The following is a 19,481-nucleotide window of genomic DNA, read 5'->3' as shown; positions in this document are numbered from 1 at the left end:
TGCTTCCAGTTCGCGCTGGATTGAAACCCGCAACCAGTTGAATGAGCTGGGACGCCAGCTCGTCCCACTCCCCAACTCTTTCCCAATACCTTAAACCACCACTACCAACCGTGGAGGTTCATGGAAAGCGTTTTGAATTCGTATCCCTCTCTCGCCAGCAGCCGACTGTCCAGTGCCTTGATCCGCTCCACCGCCTTGCTGCCCTTGCCATGCCAGACCAACCACTTCGCGTGGGTGATTTCGGTCTCCACCGACTCCTGGTCCATCGAGTCGATCATCTTGCTGCCGAACACGGAACGCTGCGCCGCCTGGAACTTCATCGCGATGTGGAACCAGTCGAGGATCCGGCCGCGAGCCAGTTGACTGCCCTCGACGGTCTTTGCAAATTCACCAGCGTCGTCGCTGATCACGGTCACGCGTTCATCGGTCGCCACACCGTTCCGGCTGAGGAACTGATCGAGTCGCGCTGCAGCCTAGGTGACTTCCCTGTGCACATACGCATACAGTTTCGGAGGACCATCGGTGAACGTCGCCCGCCCGGCGACAATATTCACGTGGCGGCCAGGGCCTCTCCCTGAGTCGCAATTGCGCAGCCACGCCGAGTCGACGCTCACGGCCGCGACATGGCTGGATTCGCGAACCTGCACGTCTGTGACGGCTTGGGGTAGCTTCGCGATGTCACGCTCGATGTCAGCGTCGAGCTGCTTTCCAATGTCGAGAATCCGATTCCGGATGCCGCTGGACGAAATGCCCTTGTCCAGCGGCAGCACTTCCTTGAGCATGGCGGCGGCCTGCCGGTAGGGCAAATGAGCTGCCCACTTCGCCTGGAGGTATTCCAGCTCCGGAGTGACGCGCCAGCTTAGGTCTTTGGACAGGGGATGCACCACATGCTGTGGCGTCCGCGCAGCCCCCTGGCAAGCACACGACCACAGCCGCGGACTCTTCACCGTCACTTTGCCGTAGACGGTGCGCAGCACCGTCGAGCGACTGTCCTTCTATGAGCAGGACTCGACACGCTGATTTTATGCATCAGTTCGTCGAAGCCCCCCTGCCACATAGCTTCCCAAGGCCGCCAATCGTCCCCGGTGTTCCGGAAGAAACGATGATGCGCTATAACACAGGCGGCAGCGCCTTGATGACCGGAAGATCACTGGTGCCCGCAAGCGACGTCACCCGACGCCGCGTGGCGAGCCCGGCACATAGCATGGTCCGGGAATCGTCGGTGACATTGGTGAGCGGCGCGAGCCGCATCCCGTTTGAGAGATCGAGTCGATTCAGACGCTTCCCCCTGGCGCTGCCCTGAACCAACCAGCCGGGAGCGGGTCATGGCCATGCGCAAGCGGGAAAACGATGAGGTGTATCCGAACGCCGCCGGGATCGATGTGGGCGCGTCCAGCCACTGGGTGGCAGTCCCCCGGACGGCCGACGACCAGCCGGTGCGCGAGTTCAGCACGATGACCGGTGACCTGCACGCGATGGCCGACTGGCTGCTCGCGTGCGGGATCGACACGGTCGCGCTGGAGTCGACTGGGGTCTACTGGATTCCGGTCTACGAGGTGCTCTAGCTGCGCGGGCTGACAGTCTGGCTGGTCGATGCGCGGCAGATGAAGTACGTGCCGGGGCGCAAGAGCGACGTGCAAGACTGTCAATGGCTGCAGAAGCTCATGAGTCTCGGACTCCTGCGCGCGGCCTGGCGCCCCGCTGGCGAGGTCTGCGTGGTGCGCGCGATGGTGCGGCAGCGCGAGCTGCTGCTCACCGAACAGGGCAGCTGGGTGCAGCGCATGCAAAAGGCGCTGGTGCAGATGAACCTCCAGCTCACTGAGGTACTCACTGACGTGATGGGTACGACCGGACAGGCGATCATCCGCGCGATCGTTGCCGGCGAACGCGACCCGAAGGTGCTCGCGCGTTTCCGCCACAATCTTGTCAAGGCCAGTACCGAAGACGAAGACGTCATCAGGGCGCTGACCTATATCACGCGAGGAGCACCTGTTCGTGCTCGCGCAGGCGCTCGCCATGTTCGACAGCCTCGCCGAGCGCATCCTCGAGTGCGATGCGAAGACCGAGGTGCTGCTGGTCCCGCTGGGACGTCACGACGTCGAGCTGGCCGGGCCGGACAAGAAGCGCCAGAAGAACACCCCCCGGTTCGACGCGCGTACCGCGCTCGCGCGCTGGGCGGGCGTGGACCTGACGCGCATCAACGGCCTGTCCATGGCAACCGTGATGACAATCCTCTCCGAGATCGGCCCGGACCTGAGCCACTTTGCCAGCGTCAAGCACTTCTGTTCGTGGCTGCGCCTCTGTCCCGCCACGAAGATCAGTGGCGGCAAGACCCTGTCTTCCGGTACCCGACCCTCCGCCAACCGCGCCCGGCAGGCACTGAAAATGGCAGCCATGAGCCTGTCGCGCAGCGATTCGGCGCTCGGCGCTTTCTACCGCCGGCTGTGCGCCCGCATGGACAAGCCGCGCGCCAATACCGCGGTGGCCCACAAGCTTGCCCGCATGGTGTACTTCATGCTCACGCGCGGGGAAGCCTTCGTCGACCAGGGGCAGCACCGCTATGAGGAACAGCAGCGCCAGCGCAGCATCGCAGCCCTTAGGCGACGTGCTTCCGCCCTCGGATTCCAGCTCCAGCCAAACGCGCCAACTCCCTGAAAACCGATCTTTTCTGCCGGGTTTCTTGAGAGGATCTTGTGGTTCAAGGCCGCACCGCAGCTCCGACAGTGGGTCTGGCCTGAGAGCCACGACTGCACCTGTTTCGAAATGAGCTCGGCCTGCACCTTTGCCAGCAGCGACCGCCCTTCCGCGAGAGTCAGGCCCAGTTCGGCAAGACAGCAGTCAGGGCGCTCAATCACCGCCAGAACTCCGTCACCTTCCTCGACCGTATCATTGTCTCCGTCGGCCAACCTTGCTTCGATGATCAACCGCATGGCTTGCTCCCACCGTTGCGAGACCGATCAGCCTACTCCAGACGAAACCGATGCCGCTACCGGAAGCACAAGCGGCCCTCCTTGGGAGCCTCCCCAACTTTTGCACGCTCTCGTTTTCACGTACGTAAAAATGTCAACATGCATGCGGTTTGCCCCGCCAGTGCTATGCCGGGTAGTGACAGATTTGCTTCGCTCTACGGCTGCGGAATGCGGAAGGCCGCCGAGCAACACCTAAAGTGCCCTACAGTACGCCATTTTTCGTCGGTGCCCGGAGCCCAGCGGCGTCATATGATCGCAGGAACGTCTGTTGAAATTTACGCCCGCTGCGGCCCTAGCCATGCTCGCCTGTTGAGTGGCCCAACAGCCGCATTAGCGGAATTAGTGGACACGTTGAATGCGCTAGCAAAATTAGCGGACACGCGGCCGGTCGCCCGTTGCTGAAACGCAACGGCGGCAAATCTAGACATCCGCCCTGCCAGCCTTATTGGGAGCGGGCCACCAGCTTTCTTTCATTAGCGCAAGCTATGAACATGGCTAGCGGAATTAACGAACAGCTACAACAATCGACTCGACTCGGATTGTGCTCCCAATTCCTCTGACGTTTCTGTTAACCGGAAGTTATTGGAATCGACTAGAAAAAGTGCCTGATACCCACCATTGCTCCGAACTGACCCTGCCCTGGCGCCGGCGTCGTACCCCCACCTCCTGCGCTGACCGAATAGCTCGCATGCTTGCTATTACCGAGATAGGCACCTTGAACATATAGCGCTGGGTTTTGTCGCATTAAGGCGCTGAGATAAGATTCGCGTCCAAACATGGATGACGAACTAGATGGCCAAAACGAAGAAGTCGGCGCGCGCGACGTTGCCACCGAGTATCGGTAAGGTGCTGAAGCGACTGCACCATCCACTGGACGTGATTCTGCTGTGCGTACGCTGGTACGTAGCTTACTCGCTGAGCCTGCGCAACCTCGAGGAAATGATGGCCGAGCGGGGTTTGGAGGTCGACCATTCGAGCGTGCACCGCTGGGTGATCAAGCTCGTACCGTTGTTCGAAAAGGCGTTTCGCAAACACAAGCGCCCAGTTGGCAAGAGCTGGCGGATGGACGAGACCTACGTCAAGGTCAGAGGCCAATGGAAATATCTGTACCGCGCCGTTGACAAGGCCGGCAACACGGTCGACTTCCTGCTGCGCGCGCATCGTGACAAGGCGGCGGCCCGCCGCTACTTCGAGAAGGCGATTGACCGGAACGGCGAACCCGAGACGATTACGGTGGATAAGAGCGGCGCCAATCTGGCCGCGCTAGAAGCGCTCAACGCGGATCGGCCAACACCAATCAAGGTCCGACAGAGCAAGTACCTGAACAACGTCGTCGAGCAGGATCACCGTGCCATCAAACGCATCATCAAGCCGATGATGGGCTTCAAGGATTTTCGCTGCGCCCGCATCATCCTGGCAGGCATCGAAGTCATGCATATGATCCGCAAAGGGCAAATGCAAGACGATGGCATCGCTCGAAATCCTGCGGAGAAGTTCTATTCGATCATTATATAAGTAGTCCTTTTCATATCGAAACTGGCTCGCCCTGCCATCCTTATCGCGACACAACCGCTTGCCCGCCAGTAAGAGACAGTCGGGCGTCACGTTTATGCGGCACAGTCCCGACTAAATGCCCGTCGAAGTTCTATACGCGGCTAGTCTAGCCGCAAATCCGGCTTCCGGATTTAAACGACCAGCGCGTTTTGTCCATAAACGAGCGCAAACACCCTGCAAAAGCCGACGCCCGCGTCGCCAGGTCGAAACGAGGAGCAGCGCCGCGGCCGACTTTTATCTGAGCGCCCGTTTTATCCTCAATCAGCTGAGCCCTGAATACGCGCGATGTTGTGTCGACGCGTACAACGCCGGACACTTCACGGACCAAGTGCGATTGAGGGATCGCTCGCGACTCGTTTGGCCCGTTCGACAAAGACTGCCGAAGGTCCGGTCGTTACTGGTCAATGACGAATCTGTAATCAACGGGCAAGAGTGCCGTCATCTACCCGATCCAATAATGACTGCACGGTCTCAACGCCAACAAGGCGCGTTCAAGTGCAGTCGCTTGAGTCGACCGCCATCCCTGTCGCAATGGTGGATGGAGCGCGAATGTACACCTTGACCGCATGACCGTTCACGCCCCACGTAAAAGGCATCCGGTATCGCCGGGTCCTCTTGCCGCAGACGACTGATTGTTAACGAATATCTGGATTTCCATGAAAGCCCCGCTTTGCCTTGCGGTCGTTCTCGTCGCGCTTACTACCGGCGGTTGTGCGAATACCCGTCCGTTTCAATCAGGAACAGGGACACCTCGAGCCGGCGTGCGAACGTCGTCCTGGACGCCCGTCGCATGCCAGTACCTGCACGTAAAGGCGAACTGCATGGGCTGAAACCACCGCTTGTTTCGCGGCATATCCGATGTTCGAAAAATGATGGCCATCCTGTTTGCGTGCATCTCATTCGAGGTCCAGGCCGACACTTATATCGTTTCCAGCAGGTGATCAAACATGAGCGCAGCTAAAGACTCCTCTTTTCTTGTCCGCCATTCCACGCTGAGCGCTTTCGTTGCAGCCGTTATCGCGGTCGTGGCAGCCGGATTCGGCTTTATGTATTCGGGCCTGTACGATGTATCAGCCGCATCCGGACACAACCCACTTGTCGCCTGGGCGTTGCATAAGACCTACATGCAGTCACTGCACCGCCATGCGGCCGGTATCCAGGTGCCGACCGACCTGATGACCGTCGCCAACGTCGAGGCCGGCGCCCGTCTCTACCGGGGCACCTGCGCGGCGTGTCACGGCGCACCAGGACAAACGCTGAGCCCGATTGGCCAGGGCATCCTTCCGATCGCGCCGGAATTGCTAAGCGCAACACGCCGCAACAATCCTCAGATGATGTTTTGGGTGATCAAAAACGGCGTGAAAATGACCGCGATGCCCGCGTTCGGCAAGACGCAAGACGACCAGACGATCTGGGACTTGACGGCGTTCCTCTATAAAGGACGCGGCATTTCCGCTCAAGACTTCGAAAAGCTAAGCGCAGCCAAACCGAACACCCAGCCGTAAGCTATGCCCGTTGAACGGGCGGCAAAGGACCTCTTGGCGGCGGAAATATTTTTTGCTCATTGGGGACTTCAGGTGCTGCGCGGATGCACTTACAGGCTCAGCCCCTGAATGCGAACAGCCTGGCTCTGTCGCGATAAGCCGAAGGGGTAAAATCCGGAGCAGACGAAATTCCCCGAATGGCACGATGAAGAAGACGCAGACTCCGCGAAAGACACTGGCCTCGGGCATAGCTAAAGTTCTGAAGCGACTTCACTATCCGCTCGAAGTGATATTGGTCTGCGTGAGATGGTACGTGGGCTACTCGCTGAGTCTGCGTGATCTCGAGGAAATGATGGCTGAGCGCGGTATTTCAGTCGATCATTCGACCGTGCACCGCTGGGTGATCAAGCTGGTGCCGTTGCTTGAGAGAATGTTTCGCAAACACAAAAGGCCGGTCGGTAAAAGCTGGCAGATGGACGAGACCTACCTCAAGATCAGGGGCCAGTGGAAGTATCTCTACCGCGCCGTGGACAAGCCCGGCAACACCATCGACTTCCTGCTGCGCACCCATCGTGACAAGCCTGCAGCGCGCCGCTTCTTCGAGAAAGCGATTGGCCAGAACGGCGCCCCGCAGACGGTCAACATGGATAAGAGCGGTGCCAATCTGGCCGCCCTCCAGGCCATCAACGCCGCATGCGAAACACCCATCCGCATCCGTCAGGTCAAGTATCTGAACAACCGCATTGAGCAGGACCACCGGGCCATCAAACGCCGAACCCGACCCATGCTCGGTTTCAAGGATTTTCGTAGTGCGCGCATCATTCTGGGCGGCATTGAGGTGATGCACATGATCCGTAAGGGGCAAATGAAATGCGCCAAATGGACCGGTGCGTCCGCCGCACAGCAATTCTATTCCCTCGCCTCATAAACGATCGCGGCCCGTGCACTGCGCTCGCCCCTCCGTCCTTATCGCGACAGAGCCCCGCCCGATGCCGATGTGAATGCGCATGTCGCGCAACGCATCGGTTTGCTCCTCGGTGAGCAACTCGAAGAGCTTGAGTTCGACCTGCTGGAATGCATTGTGAAACGCCTTGAGCGCGGGCGGCAGGATGCTGTAAATCGCCGAGCGCGTGAAGCCGATGCTGAGCCAGCCGCGCCGGCCGACGCCGATCTCCTGCGTCGCTAGGGTCGCCTGTTCCAGTGAACCCAATATCTGACGCACCTCCGTGCAGAGATAGTGGCCGGCCTCGGTCAGACTCAGCGGGCGTCTTGCCCGATCGACCAGCTGCGTGCCGAGCCGCTCTTCGAGCGACCGGATCTGCTGGCTGAGCGCGGGCTGTGCGATATGCAGGCGCTCGGCGGCACGGCTGAAGTTGAGCTCCTCTGCCAGAATCACGAAGCACTGTAATGCCCTAAGGTTCATGTCCATTTTTCCCTGATCTTCGGTAGGCAGAGGACAGCGGGTTAATGGGCTGGCGGGAAAGCGTCGACAACAGGAATTTCGCCAGTAGCCGCGCGGGCCGCTGCCAGAGGAATTCCACGAACGGCTCGCACGCGTGTGCTAGCACCCAACAGAAACATCGGTTGAAATTCTCGCCAGCGCCCCAAGCCGCTCGACGGCGGCTTCGAGTTCGTTGGTCCAGCGATATCCAGCGTTCAACCGCAGGCAATCGTCATAAGCCCCTGCCTGTCCAAACAGATGCCCCGGGGCAAAACCGATTCCTTCGGCACGTGCCCGCTCAAACAGGGGGCGCGTGCTGACAGAACCGCTCCGGGCCTCAGGCAGCCTAGCCCAGAGGACAAAGCCTCCTGCTGGACTGTTAACCTCGGTGCCGCTTGGGAAATAGCGCAGAATCGCGTCGCGAAGCATCTGCTGCTGGCCTTGGAGAGCTGCCTTAAGTCGCCTGAGGTGTAACGCGTAACCGCCGCTCGCGAGCATTTCCGCCACCGCCGCCTGTTGCAGTTCGGCAGTCGCCATGCTGGTCGTGTATTTCAGCGCTTTCACCCGTTCCGTGAATCGCCCCGCCGCAATCCAGCCCAGACGTAATCCGGGACAAAGGCTCTTCGAGAAGCCCCCGCGTAACAGCACGTTGCCGGCGGTATCGAAAGCCCGTACCGGCCGTGGGCGCACTTCGCCAAAGCAGACATCGCCAAAGATGTCGTCTTCGATCAGCGGAATATCCCGTTCCCGTAGCAATCGGACTAGTGCCGCCTTGGCGGAATCGGGCGCAACACTTCCGACAGGATTGTTTTGGCGTTGGCGATCGTGACGACCACTTTGACTGGCGTCTGGTCGAGCACAGTCTTCAGCGCGCCGAGGTCCATGCCGGTGTCAGGCAGGCATCGGATCGGCAGCGCCGTCAACTCGAGGGCAAGCAACATTTGCAGCAACGCGAAATACGTCGGCGACTCGACGGCAACCACGTCACCGGGCCGGGAGATGGCTCTGAGCGCGAGGTTCAGCGCTTCGACGCAGCCGTTCGTCACTACCAGTTCCTCCGGGTCAATGTCGCAGGAATACTGGATCGCCTGACGAACGATTTCCCGTCGCAGATTCGGGGGGCCGGTTCCGCGAACGTGAGCGCCGACGAGACTCCGATGCTGATAGGCGAGACGGCGTAACAGCACACTTAGCCGATCGACGGGGTACAGCGAGGGTTCGCCGGCGGCCAGATCCAGACGTACCGCGCATGGCTCGCCGACCATTGCCAGGTGATCCCGGGCTTGAGCGTCCAGCTCTGGCAGCGGATCGGGCCACCTTGCAGTGCGCGCTTCATTACCCCGCTCTGCCCGCGTGGCGACGAAATAACCGGAGCCCGGGCGAGCCCGAACATACCCCTGGACTTCCAGCCACCGCACAGCCTGCAATGCGGTGGTCAGGCTGACGCCATGCTGCGCAGCGAGCGTGCGCACGGACGGCAGGCGACTGCCTTCCTCCAGTCCAGCCTGTTCAATACTGCTCCACAGCCGCTTCGCGAGTTGTCTGTATCGCGGCAAAACGGATTCTGCGGTCCCCATGATCGCGATCAGGTTGGGTAAATCTGTTATGTAACAGATTCTTCGCTGTTGTGTATAGGCCGTTCGTGATCGGAATGCCAATATGGGGCCCTCTTTCCGGGAGATACCATGAACACCACAGTCCGATATGACTTCCGTAGCGACACCGTTACCCGGCCAGGTCCGGCCATGCGCGCTGCAATTGCCGCGGCCGAAGTTGGCGATGACGTCATGGGCGATGACCCGACCGTAAAGCGGCTTGAAGAACGGATGGCTGACATGCTCGGGAAAGAGGCAGCACTGTTCGTGTCGTCGGGTACCCAGTCGAACCTGATCGCACTCATGGCGCATTGCGAGCGCGGCGACGAGTACATCGTCGGCCAGAATGCCCACTGCTACCGCTGGGAGGCGGGCGGCGCAGCGGTGCTGGGCGGCATCCAGCCCCAGCCACTGAACAACCAGGTGGACGGTACGCTACTGCTAAAGGACATAGAGGAAGCAATTAAACCGGATGATCCACACTTCGCGCGCACGCGCCTGCTCGCCCTCGAAAACACGATCGGTGGAAAGGTTTTACCACTGTCTTACGCCGATGCCGCGACGATGCTGGCCCGTCGGCACGGGCTCGCCTGCCACCTGGATGGGGCCCGGGTATTTAACGCTGCCGTGGCCCTAAGGCTTCCGGTCAACATGCTGGCGCGCCCGTTCGACACCGTGTCTGTATGCCTTTCCAAAGGACTCGGCGCGCCAGCGGGATCGGTGCTCGTTGGTTCTGCGTCACTTGTCGCCAAAGGAAGGCGCCTGCGCAAGATGCTAGGCGGCGGCCTGAGGCAAGCAGGGATTCTCGCTGCCGCGGGCCTTTATGCGCTGGAACACCATATTGATCGGCTCGCTGACGATCATGCAAATGCGAAGGCGCTCGCGCAGGGTTTGTCGGAACTTCCAGGCCTGTCCGTATCAGTGCCCGCCACAAATATCGTCTTCGTGGATGTCGCCGCCGAGTTCGCATTGGACTTCGCAAACCATCTGGCCGCGCAGGGTATCGGCGTCACGTCCGTATATGGTGCAACCAGACAGCGCTGGGTAACGCACCTTGACGTCGGCGAGGAAGCCGTAGCGTTCGCGCTCGCTGTCGCCCGCGATTTCCTTGCTGGCCGGAATCCCCGTAGTCTGGCGAGCGTACCTCACGCTGAGCACGAATAGCTCCGTAGCGTGCGCGATAGCCGTAAGGAAGTCCCTCAGTCACCCTCAACCATGCGCATCATGCAAGCTGAAAATTTTTCGCTGCAACAGTACTTCGAACGGATTGGCTTTCAAAAAAGCGGGAAAACGGACATTGAAACCATCACAGATATGATGAGGTGCCAGCTATTCACTGTGCCGTTCGAAAATCTCGACGTGCAGGCGAAAAAAGTCGTCTCTCTGATTCCGGAGGAGATCGTCGGAAAGATTCTCCACAAAAGGCGAGGTGGGTATTGCTATGAAGTGAATGGACTCTTTGCCATGGCACTTCAGGCGATGGGCATCCCATACCAATTCGTTGCCGCCCGTCCGATGTTCTACCCGGTCAAGAGACCCAAGACCCATATGGCACTTGCTCTAACGTTGGACGGTATTCGCTGGTTGTGTGACCTCGGTTTCGGGAGTTATGGGATCAGGGCTCCGATGCGACTGGATCTGCTGGACGTCGAAGTCAAACAGGACTCGGATACGTTCATGGTGAGCATGTCGGACAATCAGGAATACGTATTGAAAGCGATTGTCGATGGTGAATGGGTCAATCAATATGCATTCGACCTGTCTCGTCATGAATGGATCGATTTCGCGCCCGCCAATTACCTGAATTCCACGCACCCGGACGCAATCTTTGTGCAGAAGCTATTGATTGTCCTGCACAACCAGGCCGGTCGAAAGATCTTGTTTGGTGACACGCTAAAGATCGTGGAAAACGGACAAACCGAACAGCGAACTATTCTGCCTGGCGATCGCATATCAATGTTGTCGCGAGAGTTTGACCTGGACGCTACGGAATGCTGATCGCTTAGAAAGCACCCGGAGACGATTGGTTTGAGCCGCAAGGTACGACTAGTTTTAAGCGGGGCCTGATCCATCGTTGCAGGCGGCTTGCGTGCGTGGGGTCGGCACGCAGGGCCGACTGCAACGTACTTCGGGCGCCCTGAACGAGGAGCGTGCGCAGGTAGACGTTGCCGCGCAAGCGGATATGTCCGAGCCGCGTTCTGCCGCCCGAGCTGTGCTGTCGCGGCGTCAGGCCGAGCTAGGCGCCGAACTGCCGTCCGTTCCTGAAGACCTTCGCATCGGGCACCGTGGTGGCGAGCGCGCTGGAGGTAAGCGGACGACGCCGAGCAGTTCGCCCGCGCGTCTTGCAACGTCACTGCTTCTGGCGTGAGTGGCGATCTGCTGGTCACAGCGGGCGAGGCGCAGGTTCAGCGCTGCGAGTTGTTCACGCACCTCCAGCAGCATTGCGCGCACCGGGTCAGGTAGCCTCGTCTTCGATCAGTGTGGGCAACGCGCTGAGAAACCGGTCTGCGCGAACGCGCAAACAAGGGAGCTTGCTACTGACAGGCCGGCAGAAAACCAGTCAGTGACGAAGCGCGCTAACCCGACCCGAGCGAGTTAGCGGCGAAGGAGAGTACTGCGGCGGCTATCTCGCGTTTACTTTGCTGGCACAGGCCGGCATCGGAATTCCACTACCAGGGCATGCGTTCACAAGGGATTCCTTTTGATAAGTCAGGCGAATCATATTCGTCTGTCGAGTGAGCCTGCAAGTTAAAAAGCAAAATAAATATCGCACTCCGAATGTATTTTCCAAAAATCACGAAACAAACGGTTCTGCTTCACATTCTCATCAACATTTCCACGCTTGCGCGCACCTTTTCTTCCCATCATTTTGAATGATAAAAAGGTCCTAACACGCCCATTAAAAATTAAAATTGCTCTGCTTAACGAATCATGTTGACTTCGGTTTCAGGCGGCACTTAAAATTTACACGTCTTCACAAACGGGGCTGATGCCTTGGACACCTGCAGTAGTCGAACATTGAATATTTTCGCTGCCTGACCGGCAGGACGTCCGCGCTCCCTTTCACAGCCGCCGTCCTGCCAGCGGCAGACGGTGCGCGCCGTAGTCAATCTCTCCGTGCACCCTTGTTAGCGCCATATGGCCGCCGCGGTTGCGCGCGTCCACTTGGCACCGCGTCGCGAGCATCAACTCGCGGCTGCATCCGTTCGCGCCTGTTCGATTCAACGGCGCGCTCAGACGCGTGACTAAGCACGTGCGTACAAACACCGATACGGAGCCGCCATGCCGGACAGTGACAGTTACCCCATATGCCGCTCACCTTTGTTTTTGCTTTTGCCCAAGGAAAGCGAGTAGACCTTCGTTGCTGCGCGTGACGCGCACGACCTCTCCGTCTGCTGGCTTTCCGCGAACCGCGTCAAGCCACGCGTATAGCCACGCATTTAGCCATGCACGCACGGAGAAATATCATGACCTTCGGCCTCCTTCTGTCGAAACTGCCGCAAGTCCAGGAATCGCGCGTCCACTACGACACCATGCTTGCCCTGCAAGCACCTGAACCGCACAAATTCGCCGCCTTCTGGCAGTGTTTCAAGCTTCTCCTTTCCTAAGTTCGCGCCCTTTACCGTCATACGCAAGCGACGCGCCCTTTACCGTCATACGCAAGCGACGCCCCCGTTACACGACTCACGTCCTTCCGTATGCCGGAGGTGCGCATTTTCCTTAAAAAACCAGACTCAGAGAAGAAAGCAAAATGTCTACTCCAACGCAAGTTTCAACCACGCGGAGCGCCGTGCTCGACTCCGCGCACGTCGGCGACATCAGGGGTGCTTTTGGCACCATCGCCCATCACGACACCGCGCCGCGCAACAACTGGTGGGCGCGCTTTCGCACACTGCTGGCCATCCTCGGTCCGGGCGTTATCGTGATGGTCGGCGACAACGATGCGGGCGCCTTCGGCACCTACACCCAGGCCGGACAAAACTACGGGACCACGTTGCTGTGGACCATGTTGCTGCTGGTCCCGGTGCTCTTCGTCAACCAGGAAATGGTGCTGCGACTGGGTGCCGTGACCGGTGTCGGCCATGCGCGCCTCATCTTCGAACGCTTCGGCAAATTCTGGGGTGCCTTCAGCGTCGTCGACCTGTTCATTCTCAATGCGCTGACCATCGTGACCGAGTTCATCGGCATCACGTTCGTGCTCGACTTCTTCGGGATCTCCAAGATTGCCGGCGTTTGTATTGCCGCGGCGCTGACCATGGCCGCCGTTAGTACGGGAAGTTTCAGACGCTTCGAACGCTTCGCCATAGTGCTGTGCCTGCTGAGTCTGTTGCTGGTGCCGGTGCTGGTGTCGATTCATCCGCCGGTTGGCCAGATAACGCGCGATTTCCTCATTCCGGGCTGGCCCGCGCATTCGAAGCTGAGCGATGTGATGCTGCTGGTCATCGGTATCGTCGGCACCACCGTTGCACCGTGGCAACTGTTTTTCCAGCAAAGCTACATTGTCGACAAACGCATCACGCCGCGTTTCATGAAGTACGAAAAGGCGGACCTGTGGATCGGCATTGTGTTCGTGCTGATTGGCGCCGTGGCGATGATTTCATTCTGTGCGGCCCTGTACGGCGGCAAGCCCGAGTTCGGTAATTTCACGGACGCCGGTGGCGTGATTGCGGGTCTGGAGAAATACGCAGGCCGCACCTCGGCCACTCTGTTCGCTGTGGCACTCCTCGATGCCTGCATCATCGGCGCAGCCGCGGTGTCGCTGTCGACCGCTTACGCCATCGGCGACGTGTTCAAGATTCGCCACTCGCTGCATCGCAGCGTGTCCGATGCCAAGGGCTTCTATCTCGTGTACTTCGGCATTGTTGCCGCCGCAGCAGCGCTGGTGCTGATTCCGGGTAGCCCGCTGGGTCTGCTGACTGAAGCCGTGCAAACACTCGCGGGCGTGCTGCTGCCGAGCGCTACCGTATTTTTGCTTCTGCTGTGCAACGACCGCGCGGTGCTTGGCCCGTGGGTCAACTCAAGGAAGCTTAACCTCTTCACAGGTGCCGTTGTCTGGGTGCTGGTGATGCTCTCCATCATTCTGACCGCTTCGGTCATGTACCCGGATATCGCCGGTGAAACGATTCTCGAGATACTTGCTGGTGGCTCATTGCTGGCCGTCGTCGGTTTTGCCGCAACGATGATGATTCGCAAGCTTCCACGTGAACCGGTGGATGGTGCCGCGCAGGCGTATTCGAAAGAAGCGCGAAACACCTGGCGCATGCCGCCGCTGGAGAAACTGCCTCCCCCGAACCTCACGCTAACTAAACGTGTCTGGATGGGCGTGCTGCGCGGCTATCTGCTGGTGGCTGTCGCACTGGTTATCGTGAAGGTCATACAGATGACGCTTCTGAAATAAATCGGGCACTGGCGCGGTCAGTACTTCCTGTCCGTTCGCTCAAGCTCGGTGCCCGCCTGCCGCCAACCGAGCAGGCAGGCCGGATAGCGCGCGTCCGGCGGATTTCACGGGACAAGCCATCGAGCCCCACTGAGTGGGCTCCCCTCGTCGCGTGGTCCTGCGTCCTGTTGGCGATGGTCTCGGCACTACTGTGCATCAGAGTGGTTCGAGCGGCTCGTTACGTGAAGAGTTGAATGAACGCGAGCACCACGTCGAAACTTGTGAATCAACCACGCTTCCGGACAACTCAACCGAGCTTGTGCGAGGCGGTCGGAGGTACGGCCATGAGCCGCTTACACATCAGCTACACATTGGTACTTTGTCTCCTTTTGGTTTGGGCAATGACGCTTATGATGGCAGCCTCGCCGCATGACATCTGCGCGACTCCCACCCCGCGTACAGCGCACCTCAACATTGGTGCAGTACCCTTCGGCGGCAATTCGGACAACGCTCCGTCACACTGCTTGATTTACGGAAAAGACTGTGTCAGTGAATCCCTTCATGGCCGCTAGCGATCTGATGCCTCTACTCTGGCGCTCTGGCCCGCTGCTATTTCAGGGTGTAGCTGGCCGTCAGCTTGCCGCATGTGAATCGGATAAACGACAAGAGCAAACAGCGCGGTTCTGCCGCAGTAACGCGGGAGACGTAAAATTCGAAGCTGACAGAAACGCTTTGGGCCCCGATGAAGAAGACACTGACGCCACGAAAGACACTTGCCCCGGGCATTGCGAGGGTCCTGAAGCGGCTGCACTATCCACTTGAAGTGATGCTACTGTGCGTGCGGTGGTACGTGGCCTACTCGCTGAGTCTTCGCAATCTTGAGGAAATGCTGGCTGAGCGCGACATTGGCGTCGATCATTCGACGGTGCATCGCTGGGTCATCAAGCTGGTGCCGCTGCTTGAAAAGACGTTTCGCAAGCACAAGCGTCCGGTCGGCACGAGCTGGCGGGTTGATGAAACCTATGTCAAGGTCAAGGGCTTGTGGAAGTATCTTTACCGGGCAGTGGATAAGGCGGGCAACACCATCGATTTTCTGTTCAGGGCCAGGCGGGACAAGGCTGCTGCCCGGCGCTTCTTCGAAAAGGCGATCGGTCAGCACGGCTCGCCCGAGACGGTAACCATCGACAAGAGCGGTTCCAATCTGGCTGCGCTTCACGCGATCAATGCCGAGCGTGAGACCGCCATCAAGGTTCGTCAGGTCAAGTATCTGAACAACATCGTCGAACAGGACCATCGGGCGTATCAAACGCATCACCCGGCCGATGCTGGGGTTCAAGGACTTTGACTGCGCGCGCGTCATTCTGGGTGGCATCGAGCTGATACACATGATCAAGAAAGGATCAGATGAAATGCTCGGGTAAAGTTCCGCTGTCAGCCAATCACCAGTTCTACTCGCTCGCTTCATACGTAATCCTGATAATATCGCCTTTACCCATCCCTCTCGTCTTACTGCGACACAACCGTTGCTGCAGGCGCATGCCATCGACTTCTGTCAGGTCGATAGCTGCCGCCTGGGCGGTCTGAACGAGGTGATCGTTGTCTTGCTGATGGCGGCGAAATTTGGTGTGCCCGTGTGCCCGCAAGTGGGTGGCGTCGGTTTGTGCGAGTACGTACAGCACATTTCGCTGTTCGACTATATCTGCGTGTCGGCGTCGCTGGAAAACCAGGTGCTCGAGTACGTGGATCATTTGCATGAGCATTTCGTTGATCCTGTCGTGACTCGCAACGGCCGTTATATGCCGCCGCAACGTGCCGGCTATAGCATCGAAATGCATGCAGCGTCGCTCGATCAGTATGACTGTCCTGAGGGGCCGGCCTGGCGAGCATGACATATTGCGAAACACGAGTACCCGAGTTCCTCCGCAACCGTCTTTGCATGGGTCCAGACCGTATCGGGGCACTGTCGCTTGCGTGCGTGGCTTGCGCGATCCCGAACCCACGCAAGCGTTCCTGTCGAGATTCGGCCCAATTCGCCAGCACTCCGCGCTCACGCGACGTCTACTGTCCATCTCGCTCTATCGAAAAGAACTCGGCGAGCGCTTTGTCGCAGGAATGATTATCGATAACGCTTCAATTCAAATTCGAGACGAGTGATGGAATCAGGAAAGGCTTCTCCAATTATTTGCTCGCATGCCCACGTTCCTGATTTCATTCCAACTATTCCGCGCAATGATAAGGTTAAGTTAAGGTCATTTATAAAATGATTAAATGTCTTGCAGCAATTCAAGATAAAGAAACATATCATTCATAAGGGTATGCGTTAAAATACTAAATTGAGTTGTAATAGCTCGAGCTGAGTAAAGCACACAGCGCCTGCCCACATATCGATCATGTGGCTGCTCGGCATACCGTCGCACCAGGTTATCCACACGGCACGCCGAGGCTCAGCACGACGATCCACGCGCGTCGCCTGCACGGACCGCCACAAGCGTGCCGCGGCGTCATTGTTGAGAAAAGGGAAATGCAACAAGGCCCCCGCCAGATTTTCTCTCCGAAATTTCGAATATTTTTTTAATTCACATTTCCGTCATAGAATTTGCAATAGCTCTGCGGGGCAATTCGTGTTAATTGTCAACTTTATTTTTGTAATTGTTACTTTCTAAAGGAATTTTGTCGCTATTGAAATGATAGGAAAAAGAGATTGGATAATCGAATGGCTGAGTAATAGGATTCTTCCGGTTTCCCCCTGAACCAGGAATACAACGTGAAAATACTGAAGACACAGATTGCAGCAAGCATTTTCTCGATCGTCTCGGCAATCTCGATCGCTCAACCGGCGCATGCCGTGGATATGACCCAGGATAGCGGGTCGCCTGTCGGCGACAACCAGAACTCCCAGACGGCGGGCCCCGAAGGTCCGGTTCTTTTGCAGGACTCTCATCTCATCGAGAAACTGCAGCGCTTCGACCGGGAGCGCATACCCGAGCGCGTCGTACATGCGCGTGGCACAGGTATCTTTGGCGAGTTCGTGCCGACTACGGACCTCAGTTCGCTGACCACTGCCCAGGTGTTCACGCCTGGAACGAAGACGCCGGTCTTCGTTCGATTCTCGACGGTGATGGGCTATCGAGGGTCGCCCGAGCAGGCACGAGACCCGCGCGGTTTCGCTATCAAGTTCTACACGCAGCAAGGCAACTGGGATATGGTCGGCATCAACTGGCCGATCTTCTTCATTCGGGACGCCATCAAGTTTCCTGATTTCGTGCATGCGAACAAGCCATCGGCGGTGACTGGCGTGCAGGATCCGAATCTGGCGTTCGACTTTTTCGCCCATTCGCCCGAAGCGACGAACATGCTGACGCACCTCTACACGGACGAGGGCATGCCGGATTCGTATCGCCACATGGACGGCTACGGCGTGCACGCCTTCAAGTTCGTCAATGCGAAAGGGGAAGTTCACTACGTGAAGTTTCACTGGAAGAGCCGTCAGGGTGTCGAAGGCATTCGTCCCCAGGATATCCCGCATTCGATCGGCGCGGACTGGAACCTGATGACCAATGACCTGTACAACTCGGTCAAGGCGCGTTCGTATCCACAGTGGGACCTTTACATTCAGGTGCTCTCGCCGAAGGACCTGGACAAATTCGATTTCGATGCGCTGGATGACACGAAGGTGTGGCCGTCCTCCATCCCTGAGCAGAAGGTGGGCACGATGACGCTCAACCGCGTTCCGGACAACTATTTCGAGTCCACGGAAGAATCGGCTTTCGCGCCGTCGCGGCTCGTACCGGGGATCGAGCCTTCCGAGGACCGGATGTTGCAGGGCCGCCTGTTCTCCTATGCCGATACGCAGATGTATCGCCTCGGCCCGAACTACAACCAGTTGCCGATCAACCGCCCGATCGTCCCGGTCTACAACAACAACCAGGACGGCTTCATGAATGAGGGCGATCGAAAGGGCGAAGTGAACTACGAGCCATCCGGAGTCGCCGAAATCTCACAGCAGGACAAGTACAAGTCCGTGCAGACGCCGCTGAAGGGGACAACCCAGCAAAGAGCGATCCACAAGACGCTCGACTTCCGTCAGGCCGGCGAGTATTACCGGACGCTGTCCGAGACCAGCAAGACAGATCTGATCACGGCGCTGTCGGGCGACCTTGGCCGCGTGACCAACGACGCGAACAAGTACGCAATGCTCTCGTACTTCTACAAGGCTGATGCCGACTACGGTACCCGCCTCGCGCGTGCGACCAACGCGGATGTCACACGCGTGAAGGATGCGGCAGCACACCTGAGCGATAACTGAAGCGTGCACGGGGGCCTGCGCAAGCAGGCTTCCCAACTGGTTAGCTATGCTTTCTCACGGAGGACGTAATGCAATGCTCTTTCACTGCCCGGGGCCTTGTTCGGACCGTGGCGGTCGCCACCCTGGCCGCACTGTTGACGGCGAGTTGCGCACAGCATGTGTATCAGCCGGGAACGTATTCGGCCGTGACGGACACGCCGCGTTACACCGAAGACTGGTTTGTCGCGGCGCGTGCGGGACGCACGGATATCGTTCAGGCGCTGATCGATGCCCATTTCCCGCTCGAGACAACAACGCCCGAAGGCTATACCGCGCTGATCCTTAGCGCGTATGACAATCACCCGGAGACATTGAAGGCCCTTCTTTCTGCAGGCGCCAACGCTTGCGCCGCCGACCGGCACGGCAACACGGCACTGATGGGGGCGCTCTTCAAAGGCGAGACGAATATTGCGACGATGTTGCTCGACACGCATTGCGACATCGATCAAACCAACAACGCGGGGGAAACGGCATTGTCGTTTGCCGCGCTATTCGGCCGGCTCGATATGATTCCGGTGCTTGTCGCGCACGGCGCCAACGCGAATCATGTCGATGCGCGCGGCGGGACCGCGTTGCAAATGGCGATCGCACAACACAACCCGGCTGCGGAGAATGCATTGCGGCACACCGGCGCGACACAATGAGACGTGGCCGATAAACTGCCTTTCATGTCGTGTCGACCGTCGGCAAATCAAGTGATCGCGATACTCGCACAA

The 19,481-nt window shown here is 58.6% G+C and carries 14 protein-coding genes and 6 pseudogenes; 13 read left to right on the top strand and 7 right to left on the bottom strand.

Annotated features, from left to right (window positions below; genetic code table 11):
• Positions 1-101: 101 nt before the first annotated feature.
• Both GNZ13_RS23135 and GNZ13_RS23130 read right to left on the bottom strand, forming a co-directional pair.
• The gene (locus GNZ13_RS23135) at positions 102-434 is read right to left on the bottom strand and encodes a hypothetical protein (protein WP_172168383.1); all 333 of its coding nucleotides are present in this window, start codon (positions 432-434) and stop codon (positions 102-104) included.
• 39 nt (positions 435-473) lie between these two features.
• Positions 474-977, bottom strand: coding sequence for a hypothetical protein (locus GNZ13_RS23130; RefSeq protein WP_172168382.1), 504 nt, complete (start codon positions 975-977; stop codon positions 474-476).
• A gap of 348 nt (positions 978-1,325) precedes the next feature.
• On the opposite strand from GNZ13_RS23130, the pseudogene GNZ13_RS23125 reads away from it, so the two are divergent.
• Positions 1,326-2,655, top strand: a pseudogene (locus GNZ13_RS23125) (IS110 family RNA-guided transposase).
• A gap of 906 nt (positions 2,656-3,561) precedes the next feature.
• Here the strand turns inward: GNZ13_RS23125 and GNZ13_RS52630 are convergent.
• Positions 3,562-3,699, bottom strand: a pseudogene (locus tag GNZ13_RS52630) (porin); the annotation flags it as partial.
• Between the two features lie 62 nt (positions 3,700-3,761).
• Here GNZ13_RS52630 and GNZ13_RS23120 point away from each other — a divergent pair.
• The 3 genes from GNZ13_RS23120 (at position 3,762) to GNZ13_RS23110 (ending at position 6,935) form a co-directional block, all read left to right on the top strand.
• Complete coding sequence (locus GNZ13_RS23120; RefSeq protein ID WP_172168381.1) at positions 3,762-4,484, top strand: IS6 family transposase; 723 nt, start codon at positions 3,762-3,764, stop codon at positions 4,482-4,484.
• Between the two features lie 986 nt (positions 4,485-5,470).
• The gene (locus GNZ13_RS23115; protein ID WP_172168380.1) at positions 5,471-6,028 is read left to right on the top strand and encodes a c-type cytochrome; all 558 of its coding nucleotides are present in this window, start codon (positions 5,471-5,473) and stop codon (positions 6,026-6,028) included.
• Between the two features lie 184 nt (positions 6,029-6,212).
• On the top strand, positions 6,213-6,935 hold the full coding sequence (locus GNZ13_RS23110) for an IS6 family transposase (protein WP_172168357.1): 723 nt from the start codon (positions 6,213-6,215) through the stop codon (positions 6,933-6,935).
• Positions 6,936-6,974: 39 nt separating this feature from the next.
• On the opposite strand, the pseudogene GNZ13_RS23105 reads toward GNZ13_RS23110, so the two are convergent.
• The 3 genes and pseudogenes from GNZ13_RS23105 to GNZ13_RS23095 form a co-directional block, all read right to left on the bottom strand.
• Positions 6,975-7,430, bottom strand: a pseudogene (locus tag GNZ13_RS23105) (LysR family transcriptional regulator); the annotation flags it as partial.
• Between the two features lie 138 nt (positions 7,431-7,568).
• Positions 7,569-8,204, bottom strand: coding sequence for an aminotransferase-like domain-containing protein (locus GNZ13_RS23100; RefSeq protein WP_236002149.1), 636 nt, complete (start codon positions 8,202-8,204; stop codon positions 7,569-7,571).
• Between the two features lie 5 nt (positions 8,205-8,209).
• Positions 8,210-9,025 (bottom strand): GntR family transcriptional regulator, encoded by an 816-nt coding sequence (locus tag GNZ13_RS23095; RefSeq protein ID WP_172168379.1) that lies wholly within the window; start codon positions 9,023-9,025, stop codon positions 8,210-8,212.
• 108 nt (positions 9,026-9,133) lie between these two features.
• Between GNZ13_RS23095 and ltaE the strand changes: the two genes are divergently transcribed.
• Entirely contained in the window at positions 9,134-10,207 is a 1,074-nt protein-coding gene (ltaE, locus tag GNZ13_RS23090; protein ID WP_172168377.1) for a low-specificity L-threonine aldolase, read from the top strand.
• 60 nt (positions 10,208-10,267) lie between these two features.
• A complete protein-coding gene (locus GNZ13_RS23085) occupies positions 10,268-11,041 on the top strand; it encodes an arylamine N-acetyltransferase family protein (RefSeq protein ID WP_172168375.1) in 774 nt (257 codons plus the stop codon).
• A gap of 4 nt (positions 11,042-11,045) precedes the next feature.
• On the opposite strand, the gene GNZ13_RS23080 is transcribed toward GNZ13_RS23085, so the two are convergent.
• Positions 11,046-11,273 carry a transposase gene (locus tag GNZ13_RS23080; RefSeq protein ID WP_172168407.1) on the bottom strand — a complete coding sequence of 76 codons (228 nt, stop codon included), beginning with the start codon at positions 11,271-11,273 and terminating at the stop codon, positions 11,046-11,048.
• Positions 11,274-12,510: 1,237 nt separating this feature from the next.
• Here GNZ13_RS23080 and GNZ13_RS23075 point away from each other — a divergent pair.
• The 7 genes and pseudogenes from GNZ13_RS23075 to GNZ13_RS23050 all read left to right on the top strand — a co-directional run bounded on the left by GNZ13_RS23075 (position 12,511) and on the right by GNZ13_RS23050 (position 19,409).
• A complete protein-coding gene (locus GNZ13_RS23075) occupies positions 12,511-12,651 on the top strand; it encodes a hypothetical protein (RefSeq protein WP_172168373.1) in 141 nt (46 codons plus the stop codon).
• Between the two features lie 143 nt (positions 12,652-12,794).
• Positions 12,795-14,441, top strand: coding sequence for an NRAMP family divalent metal transporter (locus tag GNZ13_RS23070; protein WP_172168371.1), 1,647 nt, complete (start codon positions 12,795-12,797; stop codon positions 14,439-14,441).
• Positions 14,442-15,162: 721 nt separating this feature from the next.
• Positions 15,163-15,884 (top strand): annotated as a pseudogene (locus GNZ13_RS23065) (IS6 family transposase); the annotation flags it as partial.
• Positions 15,885-15,943: 59 nt separating this feature from the next.
• Positions 15,944-16,309: pseudogene (locus GNZ13_RS23060) on the top strand (enolase C-terminal domain-like protein); the annotation flags it as partial.
• Positions 16,310-16,394: 85 nt separating this feature from the next.
• Positions 16,395-16,574 (top strand): annotated as a pseudogene (locus GNZ13_RS52625) (hypothetical protein); the annotation flags it as partial.
• A gap of 697 nt (positions 16,575-17,271) precedes the next feature.
• Complete coding sequence (locus tag GNZ13_RS23055) at positions 17,272-18,726, top strand: catalase (RefSeq protein WP_172168403.1); 1,455 nt, start codon at positions 17,272-17,274, stop codon at positions 18,724-18,726.
• Between the two features lie 68 nt (positions 18,727-18,794).
• Positions 18,795-19,409 (top strand): ankyrin repeat domain-containing protein, encoded by a 615-nt coding sequence (locus GNZ13_RS23050; protein ID WP_172168369.1) that lies wholly within the window; start codon positions 18,795-18,797, stop codon positions 19,407-19,409.
• Positions 19,410-19,481: the final 72 nt, after the last annotated feature.

It is taken from the genome of Paraburkholderia elongata (assembly GCF_013177735.1).
GTDB lineage: Bacteria > Pseudomonadota > Gammaproteobacteria > Burkholderiales > Burkholderiaceae > Paraburkholderia > Paraburkholderia elongata.
The sequence above is the reverse complement of the archived record's forward strand: the minus strand, read 5'-3'. Positions and strand labels throughout refer to the sequence as shown.

Coding starts and splice junctions, on each gene's coding strand:
- GNZ13_RS23120 (WP_172168381.1), top strand. CDS start 3,762: ATGGCCAAAACGAAGAAGTCGGCGCGCGCGACGTTGCCACCGAGTATC.
- GNZ13_RS23055 (WP_172168403.1), top strand. CDS start 17,272: ATGACCCAGGATAGCGGGTCGCCTGTCGGCGACAACCAGAACTCCCAG.
- GNZ13_RS23115 (WP_172168380.1), top strand. CDS start 5,471: ATGAGCGCAGCTAAAGACTCCTCTTTTCTTGTCCGCCATTCCACGCTG.
- GNZ13_RS23095 (WP_172168379.1), bottom strand. CDS start 9,025: ATGGGGACCGCAGAATCCGTTTTGCCGCGATACAGACAACTCGCGAAG.
- GNZ13_RS23085 (WP_172168375.1), top strand. CDS start 10,268: ATGCAAGCTGAAAATTTTTCGCTGCAACAGTACTTCGAACGGATTGGC.
- GNZ13_RS23050 (WP_172168369.1), top strand. CDS start 18,795: ATGCAATGCTCTTTCACTGCCCGGGGCCTTGTTCGGACCGTGGCGGTC.
- ltaE (WP_172168377.1), top strand. CDS start 9,134: ATGAACACCACAGTCCGATATGACTTCCGTAGCGACACCGTTACCCGG.
- GNZ13_RS23070 (WP_172168371.1), top strand. CDS start 12,795: ATGTCTACTCCAACGCAAGTTTCAACCACGCGGAGCGCCGTGCTCGAC.
- GNZ13_RS23110 (WP_172168357.1), top strand. CDS start 6,213: ATGAAGAAGACGCAGACTCCGCGAAAGACACTGGCCTCGGGCATAGCT.
- GNZ13_RS23075 (WP_172168373.1), top strand. CDS start 12,511: ATGACCTTCGGCCTCCTTCTGTCGAAACTGCCGCAAGTCCAGGAATCG.